11 protein-coding genes are annotated in these 13,087 nt (G+C 72.1%); 1 reads left to right on the top strand and 10 read right to left on the bottom strand.

Annotated elements, in window-relative coordinates:
- Positions 1-1,599: a Re/Si-specific NAD(P)(+) transhydrogenase subunit alpha gene (locus QSJ60_RS01935; RefSeq protein ID WP_285462315.1), complete on the bottom strand. Its 1,599-nt coding sequence runs from the start codon at positions 1,597-1,599 to the stop codon at positions 1-3.
- Between the two features lie 389 nt (positions 1,600-1,988).
- On the opposite strand from QSJ60_RS01935, the gene QSJ60_RS01930 reads away from it, so the two are divergent.
- Positions 1,989-2,702: an IclR family transcriptional regulator gene (locus QSJ60_RS01930; RefSeq protein ID WP_230765188.1), complete on the top strand. Its 714-nt coding sequence runs from the start codon at positions 1,989-1,991 to the stop codon at positions 2,700-2,702.
- Positions 2,703-2,857: 155 nt separating this feature from the next.
- On the opposite strand, the gene QSJ60_RS01925 is transcribed toward QSJ60_RS01930, so the two are convergent.
- From QSJ60_RS01925 to QSJ60_RS01885, 9 genes are all read right to left on the bottom strand, one after another.
- Positions 2,858-4,765, bottom strand: coding sequence for an FAD-binding monooxygenase (locus QSJ60_RS01925; RefSeq protein ID WP_285462314.1), 1,908 nt, complete (start codon positions 4,763-4,765; stop codon positions 2,858-2,860).
- A 202-nt stretch (positions 4,766-4,967) separates the two neighbouring features.
- A complete protein-coding gene (locus QSJ60_RS01920; protein WP_285462313.1) occupies positions 4,968-5,906 on the bottom strand; it encodes a carbohydrate ABC transporter permease in 939 nt (312 codons plus the stop codon).
- A 2-nt stretch (positions 5,907-5,908) separates the two neighbouring features.
- Complete coding sequence (locus tag QSJ60_RS01915) at positions 5,909-6,823, bottom strand: carbohydrate ABC transporter permease (RefSeq protein WP_189083998.1); 915 nt, start codon at positions 6,821-6,823, stop codon at positions 5,909-5,911.
- Positions 6,824-6,917: 94 nt separating this feature from the next.
- Positions 6,918-8,228 (bottom strand): ABC transporter substrate-binding protein, encoded by a 1,311-nt coding sequence (locus tag QSJ60_RS01910; RefSeq protein WP_285462312.1) that lies wholly within the window; start codon positions 8,226-8,228, stop codon positions 6,918-6,920.
- 49 nt (positions 8,229-8,277) lie between these two features.
- On the bottom strand, positions 8,278-8,667 hold the full coding sequence (locus QSJ60_RS01905; protein ID WP_285462311.1) for a cupin domain-containing protein: 390 nt from the start codon (positions 8,665-8,667) through the stop codon (positions 8,278-8,280).
- Positions 8,664-9,554 carry a 3-hydroxy-5-phosphonooxypentane-2,4-dione thiolase gene (lsrF, locus tag QSJ60_RS01900; RefSeq protein ID WP_189083995.1) on the bottom strand — a complete coding sequence of 297 codons (891 nt, stop codon included), beginning with the start codon at positions 9,552-9,554 and terminating at the stop codon, positions 8,664-8,666. Before lsrF ends, QSJ60_RS01905 begins: the two co-directional genes overlap by 4 nt.
- Positions 9,547-11,142: an FGGY family carbohydrate kinase gene (locus QSJ60_RS01895; protein ID WP_285462310.1), complete on the bottom strand. Its 1,596-nt coding sequence runs from the start codon at positions 11,140-11,142 to the stop codon at positions 9,547-9,549. Before QSJ60_RS01895 ends, lsrF begins: the two co-directional genes overlap by 8 nt.
- Positions 11,139-12,158, bottom strand: coding sequence for an NAD(P)-dependent oxidoreductase (locus QSJ60_RS01890; RefSeq protein WP_285462309.1), 1,020 nt, complete (start codon positions 12,156-12,158; stop codon positions 11,139-11,141). Before QSJ60_RS01890 ends, QSJ60_RS01895 begins: the two co-directional genes overlap by 4 nt.
- A 96-nt stretch (positions 12,159-12,254) precedes the next feature.
- The gene (locus tag QSJ60_RS01885) at positions 12,255-13,067 is read right to left on the bottom strand and encodes a GntR family transcriptional regulator (RefSeq protein ID WP_285462308.1); all 813 of its coding nucleotides are present in this window, start codon (positions 13,065-13,067) and stop codon (positions 12,255-12,257) included.
- Positions 13,068-13,087: the final 20 nt, after the last annotated feature.

Genomic DNA, 13,087 nt, shown 5'->3' with positions numbered 1-13,087 from the left:
TCAGGCACCGGCCTTTCCGTCGGTTCCCGCGCGGTCGGTCTTGGCGGCGGCGCCCGCAGGCGGCGCGCCGACCGAGAACATGGCGAGCATGCGGCGGGTCACCGCGAAGCCGCCGAAGACGTTGATGCTCGCGAGCAGCACCGCGACGGCGGCGAGGATCTGCACGACGAGCACGTCGCTCGTGATCTGCACCATCGCGCCGACGATGATGATGCCCGAGATCGCGTTCGTCACGCTCATCAGCGGGGTGTGCAGCGCGTGCGCCACCTTGCCGATGACGTAGAAGCCGACGACGACCGCGAGCATGAGCACCGTGAAGTGCTGGGGGAGCGGCGGCGGCGCGACGGCGTTCACGAGGAACAGCGCGGCGACGCCGATCGCGACGAGGAGCGCCTTCTTCGCGGCGGACATCGGCGCCTTCGGCGCGGCGGGCTCGGCCGGCGCCGCGACGGGCGCGCCGGCCGCCGGGGCCGCCGAGACCTGCACGGGCGGCGGCGGCCAGGTGACCTCGCCGCCGCGGGCGACGGTGACGGCGCGCTGCACGACGTCGTCGAAGTCGAGCACGAGCTCGCCGTCCTTGCCGGGGGTGAGCAGCTTCAGCAGGTTGACGATGTTCGTGCCGTACAGCTGCGAGGCCTGGGTGGGCAGGCGCGAGGCGAGGTCGGTGTAGCCGAGGATGACGACGCCGTTGGGCGTGACGATCCGCTCGCCGGCGACCGAGCCCTCGACGTTGCCGCCCATGCCGGCGGCCATGTCGACGATGACGCTGCCGGAGCGCATGCTCGCGACGTCGGCCTCGGTGATGAGCTTCGGTGCTGGGCGGCCCGGGATGAGCGCCGTCGTGATGATGATGTCGACGTCGGCGGCCTGCTCGGAATAGATCTCGGCGGCGCGGCGGTCGTACGCCTCGCTCGTCGCCTTGGCGTAGCCGTCGGTGGACTGCTCGACCTCGACCTCGACCTTCAGGTACTCGCCGCCGATCGACTTCACCTGGTCGGCGACCTCGGGCCGCGGGTCCGTGGCGCGCACGATCGCGCCGAGACTGGATGCCGCGCCGATCGCCGCGAGCCCGGCGACGCCGGCCCCGGCGACGAGGACCTTGGCGGGCGGCACCTTGCCGGCGGCGGTGACCTGACCGGTGAAGAAGCGGCCGAACTCGTGCGCCGCCTCGACCACGGCGCGGTAGCCGGCGATGTTCGCCATCGAGCTGAGCACGTCCATCGACTGCGCCCGCGAGATGCGCGGCACCGCGTCCATCGCGATCGCCGTGACGCCCGCGGCGGCGAGCCGCTCGAGCAGCTCGGCGCTGAAGGCCGGCGCGAGCAGGCCGATGACCGTGGTGCCCGGGCGCAGCGCGGCGACTTCGGCGTCCGTGGGCGCGTTGACCTTGAGCACGATCTCGCTCGCGAGGGCCTCGGCGCCCGTGACGGTCGTCGCCCCGGCGTCGCGGTAGGCCTCGTCGAGGAACGCGGATGCCTCGCCGGCCCCCGCTTCGACGGCCACCTCGTAGCCCAGTGCGATCAACTGCTTCACGGTCGCCGGTGTCGCGGCGACCCTCGTCTCCGGCGGTTGCTCGGTGACGACCCCGATTCGGGTCATGCGGTTCTCCTCTGCCTTCGTCTTCGTCGACGCGTCCGCGCACGGTCGGACTGCGGGCTGCAGCACTCGCCGCGGTCCCGAGCGAACGCGCGGGCGGCGGCACTGCAGCAGGGCTGGCACCACTCTAGAGGACGCTTCTTCCTCAGTGTGAAAATTACATTTCATTATGCGGAAGCGGGGAGGGTCATCGTGGTGACTGGGGTCAGCGTATGGGGTGCCGAGCTGAGGATGCCGCGATTCTCCGCGCGCCGAAGATGAAGGATTCCCGGTTCTTTCTCCAGGCGGAACTTCGGCGCGGGCCCCTCGGGAGGCGTCGTCCGCACTCCGGTCACGGCGTTCTAGTATCGGACGAGAACGCGCGGCGGACGCCGCCGGGAGAGGCGGTCCAGGTGGCCAAGGATGCCCCGGCGAACGCGGCCGGATCGCAGACGCTGAGCCGAGGCATCCGGGTGCTCGAGGTGCTGGCGGACGCGGAGCGCCCGCTGACCATCGACGAGGTCGCCGCCGCGCTCGGCGTGCACCGCTCCGTCGCCTACCGCTTGCTGCGCACGCTCGAGGACCACGGACTCGTCACCCGCGACGCGGCCGGACGGTTGCTGCTCGGCGCCGGCCTCGCGGCCCTCGCCGCCGGGGTGCAGCGCGACCTGCAGCAACTCGCGCTGCCCGAGCTCGCCGAGGTGGCCGAGGACCTCGGCATGACCTGCCTGCTCGCGGTGCTGCTCGACGGCGACGAGGCCGTCACGCTCGTCAGCGCCTCGCCGCGGCGCACGGCGGCGGTGTCGTACCGGCCGGGGCATCGGCATCCGATCACCCGCGGCGGACCCGGCAAGGCGATCCTGCTCGGCCTGCCCGAGCGCAGCTGGCCGGCGGACGTGCCGGAGGAGCTGCGCGCCGAGGTCGTCGAGAGCCGCCTGCGCGGCTACACGGTGAGCCACGACGAGGTCGTGCCCTCCCTGCGCTCGGTCGCCGTGCCGCTCAGCCTGCCCGGCCAGCCGCCGGCGTCGATCGCGGTCATCCACGTCTCGTTTCCGCGGCCGGAGGCCGAGCTCGCCGAGCGACTGCAGGAGGCGGCCGCCCGGCTGCAACGCGCCTCCGGGGTGTGAAGCCCGGTTCCCTGAGCTTGTCGAAGGGAACGTGTCCTCGTTCCCTGAGCTTGTCGAAGGGAACTCGTTCCGGATTCCCTTCGACGAGCTCAGGGAACCAACCCCTTCGACAAGCTCAGGGAACCACCCCCTTCGACGAGCTCAGGGAACCACCGCTACCGCTGCGGCCGCAGGGCCCCCTCGAAGAACGCCGCGAGCTCGGCGGTCGCGGTGAGCGGCAGCACGTGCGCGACGTACTGGTCGGGGCGCACGACGACGACCGCGCCGTCGCGGGAGATGCCGCGCTCCTCGAAGATATCGGTCTTGCACCACGCGCTCGGGGCGGCGGCGAAGACCTTCTCCCAGTCCATCAGGCCGAGCGGGCCGGTCTTCGGCCGGAAGGTCTCGGGCACCGCCATGATGTCGACGCCCTCGTGCGGCTGCTGGTAGATCACCTTCACGTCGAACACCGCGTCGACGTCGGCGCCCTCCGGCGTGAACCGCGCGAGCGGCGACGCCGGCGACGCCATCCACTCGGCCCAGCCCGCGAGCTCGGATGCCTCGCCGGCGGCGGGCGCGTCGGCGAAGGCGTAGATGCGCCAGCGGCCGTCGGCCTTCGCGTGGTGGCCGAGGTGCACGACGTTGCCGTCGCAGACCATCGACACCTCGGAGGACTTGAAGCGCTTGCCGATCGGGAACCCGGTCGCGAGCGCCTGGTGGGTCGCCTCGCCGACGATCGCCGAGGGGGCGTACTCGGTCATGAACCCCGAGGGGAACTCCGCCGTGCCGAGGTAGTAGTTCGCGAGCTCCTGCGGGTCGGAGATCTCCTCCGGCTTGCGCGCCATGAGCGAGGACCACTCGCGGTCGAAGTCGATGAGCTGCTGGGCGACGGGCTGGCGCTCGGCCGAGTAGGTGGCGAGCAGCTCGGTCGGGGCGAGCCCGGCGACGACGGAGCCGAGCTTCCAGCCGAGGTTGAAGCCGTCCTGCATCGAGACGTTCATGCCCTGGCCGGCCTTCGCGCTGTGCGTGTGGCAGGCGTCGCCGGTGAGGAACACGCGCGGCGAGGCATCCGCCCCCTCCCCGCGGTCGTCGAAGTGGTCGGTGACCCGGTGGCCGACCTCGTAGACGCTGAACCAGGCGACCTCGCGCACGTCGATCGAGTACGGCTGCAGGATGTCGTTCGCCTTGGCGATGATCGTCTCGATGGGCGTCTTGCGCACCTCGTGGTTGTCGTCGGGCGAGACCTCGCCGAGGTCGATGTACATGCGGCAGAGGTAGCCGCCCTCGCGCGGGATGTGCAGGATGTTGCCGGCGGCGGAGTTGATCGCGCACTTCGTGCGCCAGTCGGGGAAGTCGGTGTTCACGACGACGTCCATGACGCCCCAGGCGTGGGCCGAGATGCCGCCGAGGTGCTTGCGCCCGATCGCCTCGCGCACGCCGCTGCGGGCGCCGTCGCAGCCCGCGACGTACTTGGCGCGCACCGTGCGCTCCTCGCCGGCGCGCTCGCCCGCGGTGTAGCGCACGCGCACCTCGACGGGGTGGTCGCCGGCCTCGGGCGAGCCGTCGGGGTGCACCGTGAGGCCGAGGAACTCGATACCGTAGTCGGGCTTCATGCGGCCGGGGCCGTTCGCGGCGGCCTCGGCGAAGTAGTCGAGCACGCGCGCCTGGTTCACGATGAGGTGCGGGAACTCGCTGATCTTGTAGCCGTAGTCCTCGGTGCGGGAGGTGCGGGTGATCTGCCCGGGGTGCTCGGGGTCGGGTCCCCAGAAGTTCATGTAGCCGATGTTGTAGGCCTCGGCGATGATCCGCTCCGCGAAGCCGAAGGCCTGGAAGGTCTCGACGCTGCGGGGCTGGATGCCGTCGGCCTGTCCGAGCACGAGGCGGCCGTCGCGGCGCTCGATCATGCGCGTGACGACGCCGGGGTACTGGGAGAGCTGCGCGGAGAGCAGCATGCCGGCCGGGCCGGATCCCACGATGAGCACGTCCATCTCGTCGGGCAGCTCGTCGGGCCGGTCGAGGCCGACGCCGGCGGCGGGCTGGACGCGCGGGTCGCCCGAGACGTATCCGTTGTGGTGGAACTGCACGGGGGCTCCTCACCTCGTCGTGATGGGGCGCCGCTGCGGCGTCCCGCCCGAGGGCGGCTCGCGTGTCGCCATCCGCTCTCGTTCGATAATCGAACGTGCCATTCGTTTATCGCGCAGTGATCATACGCCCGCCGCGCGCGCGGGACAACCGCGGGCGCGGCGATGAGGAGCCGTCGAAGCGAGGAGATGGGCCGGCGAGGGGCTACTTGATGCTGCCCTGGGTGAGCCCGCCGACGAGCCAGCGCTGCAGGAACAGCGCCAGCAGGTACACCGGGATCATGCCGGTGAGCGACGCCGCCGCCATCTGCCCGAACATGACCTCGCGACCGCCCTGCATGAGGGCGATGCCGACCGGCAACGTCTGCGAGGCCGTGCTCTGCGTGAGCATCAGCGGGATGAGGAAGTCGTTGTACACGAGGATGAACGCGATGATGGCGACCGCGACCACCCCGGGCGCGACGAGCGGCAGCACGATGCGCACGAGAGTGCGCACCGGCCCGCAGCCGTCGATCTGCGCCGCCTCGTCGATCTCCTCCGGGATGCCGCGGAAGAAGCCGTCGAGGAGCCACACCGCCACCGGGGTCACGATCAGGCCCTCGATGAGGCCGAGGCCGATCACGTTGTCCATCAGCCCGGCGGTCCGCACGAGCATGAACAGTGGGATGACCGCGACGATCGGCGGCGCGACGTACGCCGAGACGATGAGCGCCATCGAACGCGACCCCCCGGTGCGCAGCCGCGCCATCGCGAAGTTCGCGGGGATCGCCACGGCGAGCGCGACGACGGCCGCGATGGCGGCGGCGATGAGCGAGTTGCGCAGGTAGACGAGCACGGGGGCCTGCTCGAAGGCCGAGGCCCAGTTCTCCCAGGCGATCCGGGAGGGCAGGATGCGGGTGGAGAGGATGTCGTCGGGGCTCTTGAACGACATTGTCACGAGGTACAGGATCGGCAGCAGCGTGAAGCCGATCGCGATGGCGATCACCGCCCACTTCAGCACGACGACGCCGCGGGGCGCTCGTCCGATGCGACTCGCCGAGCTGGCCCGGCGGGCGCGCGGCGGCGGCCCGTCCGGCACGGTCATCGCGCGGGTGGTCGCGGCGTCGGCGGGCCCACCGGGACCGCGCTCGATGGTGGTCGACATGGTCACTCCCCGGCCTTCTGGAGTCGGGTGCGGTACGAGGAGAGCGGCACGATCACGATCGTGACGAGCACGAGGAAGACGATCGTCTGCGCGGCCGCCGCGCCGACGTCGAACTGCTGCAGCGCCGTGCGGTAGATGTTGAAACTGCTCACGGTGGTGTCGAGGCCGGGCCCGCCGCCGGTCATGATGAACACGAGGTCGAAGACCTTGAACGACACGATGAGCTTCAGCATCAGCACCGTGACGAGAGTCGGCAGCACGAGCGGGAACGTCACGTGGCGGAAGGTGCGCCAGACACCCGCGCCGTCGACCTGCGCCGCCTCGAAGACCTCGCCGGGCAGCGTCTGCAGGGCGGCGAAGAGCAGAAGCACGCAGAACGGCACCCACTGCCAGACGTCGACCACGACGATCGAGATCATCGCCGCAGGCGAGCTGCCGAGGAAGAGGATCGGGTCGGCGCCCGGCGAGACGAGCTGCAGCACGTTGTTGAAGAGCCCGCCGGTGGGAGCGAACATGAGCTTCCAGATCACGCCCGCCATGACCGGCGGCGTCATCAGGGGCAGCAGGAAGATGACTCGCACGACCTTGCCGGACCGCACCGCCACGTCGAGCGAGAGCGCGATGACGAAGCCGATCACGAGGGCGAGCAGCGCGGAGGGGATCGCGAAGACGAGCGAGCGGCCGAGCGAGGGCACCGTCACCCCGTCGCTCAGCACCTTGACGAAGTTGTCGAAGCCCACCCACTCGGCGAACGGCCGACCCAGCGACGACTCGCTGAACGACACCACGACCGTGTAGATCAGCGGGTAGATCGCGACGATCGCGATCGCGAGGAACGCGGGGGCGAGGAACGCCCAGCCGATGCGCCGGCCGCGCGGCTTCCGCAGCGCCGCCGTCTCCGGGGCCACCGTTGCCATGGGGGACTTCCTTGTCTCGAGCGACCCGGGCTGGCCCGGGCGGATGGGTCGGGGCCGGCCGGCCGGAACACGGAGTCCCGGCCGGCCGCGCCGGTCAGAGCTTCTGCCAGGCGTCCCAGGTCTGCGCCATGGCCTGCTCGGCGGTGAGGTTGCCCTGCAGCATGAGCGCGAGGTTGTCATTCAGCGCCGAGATCATCTCGGGCGCCGCGGGCGAGGTCGGCCACGACTGCGCCTCCGGCAGCACCTGCGCCGACACCTCGGCGACCTGCGGGGCGAACTCGCGGTACTTCTCGCTCTCGAGCGTCGAGGTGCGGATCGGGTCGACGCCGCTGCCCGTCGTCGTGATGAGCTGCTCGTTCATCGCCTTCGAAGAGGAGAAGCGCACGAAGTCCTTCGCGAGCTCCTCGTCGGAGGCGTTCGGGCTGACGCCCATCGCCCAGCCGGCGTTCAGTGCGCCGGAGACGTGGCCCTCCGGCCCGACCGGCAGCGGGGCGACGCCCCAGCCGTCGACGATCTTCGACTGGCCCGGGTCCTGCGCGAAGACGCCGAGGTCGGTCCAGAACTCGATCATGCCGACGTTGCCGGCGAGGAACTGCGGCAGCGCCTGCTCGAAGCCGATCTCGAGCGGGCTCGGCAGGGCGTAGGGCGAGGCATCCAGCATCGCCTGCGCCGCCGCGACCGCGGCATCCGTCGTGAGATCGGGCATCGCCGGGTCGATCGGGTCGGGAGACATCGTCGCGAGCCGGTTGAAGAACGTCGAGCCGATGTTGAAGGCGCTCTTCGAGCCGAGCAGTGCGGCGCCGTACACGCCGTCCGCCTTCTCGGCCTCGGTGATCGTCTTCGCGGCGGCGACGTACTCGTCCCAGGTGGTCGGCACGGCGACGCCGTTCCGCTCGAGGATGTCGGTGTTGTAGAAGAGCACGTGCGTGTCGCCGTCGATCGGCAGCCCGTACGTCTTGCCCTCGAACTGCGTGTACGGCCCGAAGATGCTCTGGATGAAGTCGGGCTCGTCGATCTCCTCGTCCGACGAGGCCCAGTCGGTGAGGTCGGCGAGGGCGCCGGCCTCGGCGAGCGCGCCGACCGAGGTGTACCAGTACTGGATCGCGTCGTAGTGGTTCGTGCCCGACTGCGCGTCGAGGATCGCCTTCGTCTGGATCTGGTCGTAGGGCACGACCTCGATCTCGACCTTCACGCCGGTCTCCTCCTCGTACTGCTCGGCGAGGATCTTGCCCGCGCCCTCCTGGGGCTGCGCGATCAGCACGTTCAGGGTGCGGTCGCCGTCACCGGCGTCGCCGCCGTCGGCCGCGCAGCCGGCGAGCGTGCCGGCCACGACGAGCGCGGTCGCGATCGCGGCCGTGCGGATGGCCCGTGCGGGACGGGTCGAGAAGCTCCGTTGCTTGCTCATTGCTCGGATTCCTTTCGTGGTTCTCTCGGGGGAGGTGCAGCTGGGTGGATCAGTCGCTCGGGCGGTCGCCCGGATGCCAGGGGCGGTCGATCTTGTCGGCCGCGACGCCGGGCGCCTTGATGAAGAGGGCCCGGAAGGGCGCCTCGCCCGTGTTGCGCAGGAAGTGCTCGACGTTCGGCGGGCAGCTGACGAACTCGCCGGCCGCGAGCCGCACGGGCCCCTCGCGGTCGATCCAGAGCTCCGCCTCGCCCTCGACCGCGAGGAAGGACTCCTCGTGCCGCTCGTGCAGGTGGTTGGCGAACTCGTCGCCGGGCCGCAGCACGATGGTGCCGAAGGCGGCGTGCTCGGCCTGGCTCAGGTAGCCGGGTCCCCAGTCGCCGAAGCGCAGCTCGGCGTCGGCGAGGCGCACGGGTCGCGCGGGCACCGCTGCGCCGCTCATGCCGCCCGCCGTGCTGCCGCGAGCTCGAGGTAGCGCTCGTGCGCCTCGGCCGGGTCGACATCGTCGTGCACGACGGCGCGCACGGCCTGGATCATCGCGGCGGGGTCGGCGCTCTGGAAGATGTTGCGACCCATGTCGACGCCCGCGGCGCCCGCGCGGACGGCGTTCGCGGCCATGGTCAGGGCGTCGAGCTCGGGCAGCTTCTTGCCGCCCGCCATGATGACCGGCACGGGGCATCCCGCGACGACGTCCTCGAAGCCCTCCTCGCAGTAGTAGGTCTTCACGATCTGCGCGCCGAGCTCCGCGATGATGCGGGTCGCGAGGCCGAGGTAGCGGGCGTCGCGCACGAGCTCCTTGCCGACGGCGGTGACCCCGAGCACCGGGATGCCCGCCTCGTAGCCCTCGTCGACGAGCCCGGTGAGGTTCCGCACGCTCCGCGACTCGTGCTCGCCGCCGATGAACACCTGCACGGCCACCGCGTCGGCGCCGATCCGGACCGCGTCGCGCATCGCCATCGCGGGGTGCTCGTCGGAGAGGTCCTTCAGGATCGACGGCCCGCCGGACGCCCGCAGCACGAGGCCGGAGCGGGTGGTCGCGGGGAACGAGGTGCGCAGCGCCCCGCGCGTGCCCATCAGGGCGTCGGCGTAGGGGGCGAGGGGCGCGATGTTCAGGTCGAGTCGCTCGAGCCCCGAGGTGGGGCCCTGGAAGTAGCCGTGGTCGAACGCGAGCATGACCGTGCGGCCCGTCTCGCCCTCGAAGATGCGGCCGAGGCGGTGCTGCATGCCCCAGTCGTAGGCGGCGGCGCCCTTGATCGCGTGCCCGAAGCTCGCGGCGGGGACGGTGGGGGCGAAGTCCTTCGCGTTGACGTTGCCGTCGAGGTCAGCCATTGGTGTCCTTCTTCTCTCGGTCGGTGGGTCGGGCGGGCCGGTAGTGCAGGCCGCCCGGCGGGGTGAACAGGGGGTCGATGCCGGCGGCGCCGGTGGCGCGCACCTGCGCGTCGTACACGGCGAGCCAGCGCCGGTAGGCCTCGTCGGAGGCGGCGACGGCGGATGCCTCGGGCGCGAGCCGTCGTTCGCCGCCGCCGGCCGGCGGCAGCTCGGCGCCGATCGCGGCCGCCGCGAGCCGGGCCGCGCCGTAGGCGGTGGCCTCGGCGACCGTCGAGGTGACGACCGTGCGGCCCGTGGCGTCGGCGATGAGCTGGGGCCAGAGCCGCCCGCCGCTCGAGCCGCCGGCGAAGACGAGCTCGCCGCTGCGGCCGGCCGCGCCAGCCGTGAGCTCGTCGAGGATGGCGAGGTGCGCCCGCACGACCCAGGCGGCCGCCTCCTCGACGGAGCGCACGAAGGTGCCGCGGCCGAAGCGCTCGGGGTCGTTGATGTCGAAGCCGACGAACGCCGGCGCCGCGTGGTGCCAGGCGTCGGCCTGCATCGCGTTCGCGAGCACCGCGACCAGCCCGTTCGAGCCCGGCGGGACGGCGGCGGCGAGCTCCTCCATCACGTCGAAGGCGCCCGACGGGCCGCGCGCGGCGACCGCGTCGACGAAGAACACGTCGCGGAGCCACCGCATGGCGAGGCCCGAGAGGAAGCTGATGCCCTCGACCATCCAGCTGCCCGGCTCGACGTGGCACAGGGTGCGCAGCCGACGCTCGGGGTCGATGACGGGCCGGTCGACGAGCGCGGTCGTCTGCCAGAAGGTTCCGCCGACGACGACGGGCGCGCCCGGCACCGCGCCGATGCCGTGCAGCGCGAGCTGCGTGTCGGCGCCGCCGATCACGACGGGGGTGCCCGCCGGCAGCCCGGTGGCGTCCGCGGCGTCGAGGGTGACCCGGCCGGCGATCTCGCCGCCCTCGAGCACCGGCGGGAGGATGCCAGGGTCGATGCCGATGAGGCCGGCCAGCTCGGCCGACCAGGAGCGCGCCGACAGGTCGAACAGCGCGCTCGAGGAGCCGCACGTCGGATCGGTCGTGAACTCGCCGGTGAGCCGGGTGACGACCCAGTCGCTCAGCATGCCGAAGTGCCGCGCCTCGGCGAGCACCTCGGGCGCCTCCTCGGCGATCCAGCGCAGGCGCGCCGGCGCCGTGATCGACACCCAGTCGCCGCCGAGGGCGAAGATGCGGTCGGCGGCGCCCTCGTCGACGAGGCGCTGCGCCTGCCCGCGGGCACGTCCGTCGGTGTTCGGGCAGGCCCAGAGCTCGCGGCCGCGGCCGTCGTAGAGCACGAAGCCCTCGCGCATGCTCGATGCCGCGACGGCGGCGACCGGGCGGCCGTCCAGGGCGGTGACGACCTCGCGCAGGGCCTCGGCGACGAGCGCCCAGTTCGCGGCGGTGTCGAAGGCGGTGCCGCCGGGGTGCCCGCCGACGGCGCGGTGGCTCCACTCGCGTCCGGCGCGGGCGACGACGGAGCCGTCGAGCGCGACGGCGAGCGCCCGGGCCGAGCCGGTGCCGGCGTCGATCGCGAGGACGACCGGGTCGCGGGTCACGACGCCCGCTCCTCGGCGTGTTCGAGGTGCTCGACCACTCGGTCGACGACCATGCGGGCGCCGCGGGCGAGCGTCTCGAACGTCGCCCCGCCGATGTGCGGCGTCAACTGCACCTGGGGCAGCGCGACGAGTTCCCGCCACGGGCCGTCGGGCTCGCAGACGTCCATCGCCGCGGCGCGGAGCCGCCCGCTGCGGAGCGCCGCGAGCAGTGCGGTCTCATCGACGAGCGATTCCCGGGCGGTGTTCACGAGCACCGCCCCCTCGGGCAGCAGCGCGAGCGCCGCCTCGCCGACGAGGTGCCGGTTCTCGGCGGTCGCACGGGCGTGGATGCTCAGCACGTCCACCTCGGGGAGAAGCGCCTCGAGGCTCGGCGCGAGCGTCACGCCCGCCACGGCATCGGCGACGAACGGGTCGTAGGCGGTGACGGTCATGCCGAGCGCCAGGGCGCGAGCGGCGACCAAGCGGGCGACGTGCCCGAGGCCGATGAGCCCGAGGCGCGCGCCGCGCAGTTCGCTGCCGAACCAGCGCGCGCCCTCGAAGGCGGACTCGGCGATCGCGCGGCCCTCGGCGGCCGCGGCATCGACGTCCTGGAGCGCGGGCCGCAGATTCCGGAACGCGGTGATGATGAAACCGATCGTGAGATCGGCGACCGCCTCGGCGTTCTTGCCCGGCGTCGTCGCGACGGTCACGCCGAGCTCGGCGGCCGCCTCGAGGTCGATGTTGACGGGCCCGCCCCGGGCGCAGCCGATCATCCGCACCGAGGGGTTCTGCTCGAGCACTCGCCGGGTGATCGGCGCGCCGTGCACGACGAGCACCTCGTGCCCGTCGATGAAGGCATCGACCTCGGCGGGATCGCCCTCGTACTCGCGGAGCGCGTCGAGCGACCAGCTCGGGGCATCCGTCGGCGTCATCGTGCGGAGCTCGACGGCGTCGACGCGGCCGTCGAGCGCATCGGCGAAGACCTCGGCCGACATGTAGCTGTCGCCGATGACGAGGATTCGGGGCGAAGTGGGCACAGACGTCTCCTGCGGGTGCGTGGGGTCGAGGAACGGGGGCACCGGCGGTGCCGCGACGTTCGGGGGAGGGTTCGGGGAGTCGGGGGATGGTGGCGCTCAGCGCCTGGGATAGGTGCCGGAGGTCGATCTCGCGTCGAGCCCGGCGGCGTTGTGACCGCTGTCGACGGTCACGCGCATGCGGTCGGTGCGGACCGAGGCCCGCGAGAAGTCGATCGGCTCATCGTTCTGGTCGTACGCGACCGCTTCGACGACGACGATCGGATGCCCCTCCTCGATCTCCAGCAATCGGGCGAGCGCACGGTCGGCCGAGTGGGCCTCGATGGTGCGGTGCATCCGGGTGATCCGGGTGCCCAGCACCTGTTCGGCCGCGACGTAGAGGCTGGCCCGCGGGTCGCGCAGGCTCGGCAGCACGGCGGCGAAGCGCTTCGGCATGTAGTTCACGACGTGCACGGCCGTGAGGGTGCCGACCGCGCGGGTGCGTTCGAGCACGAAGCCGTGCCCGTCGCCCTTGAAGACCGCCGCGGCCCACGGCGGCAGCACGTCGACGCCGGAGCGCAGCACCGTCGAGGTGAGGGCGCTGCGGTCGCCGTCGGCGAGCTGGCCGAGCAGGCTCGGTGCGCTCTCCAGGGTCCAGGACGACGGCGCCTGCGTGGTGTCGACGAACGCGCCTCGGCCCTGCTGGCGGGAGATGATGCCCGACTTCTCGAGTCGCGCGAGCGCTTCCCGGATCGTCGTCCGCGACACCCGGTAGTGCTCCCGTAGCTCGTGCTCGCTCGGCAGCTTGCTGCCGTGCGACCACACGCCCGTCGAGATCCCGGACTCGATGCTCCGGAGGACCTGGAACCACATCGGTGACTCCGAGCTCCGGTCGAGCGCCGGGAGCGTCTCGAGCGCGTCTGCGTTGGTCATGTTCCGCCTTCTTCGGTGGG

Origin of the sequence: Agromyces sp. NBRC 114283 (genome assembly GCF_030268405.1) — a bacterium.
GTDB classification, from domain to species: domain Bacteria; phylum Actinomycetota; class Actinomycetes; order Actinomycetales; family Microbacteriaceae; genus Agromyces; species Agromyces mediolanus.
The sequence above is the reverse complement of the archived record's forward strand: the minus strand, read 5'-3'. Positions and strand labels throughout refer to the sequence as shown.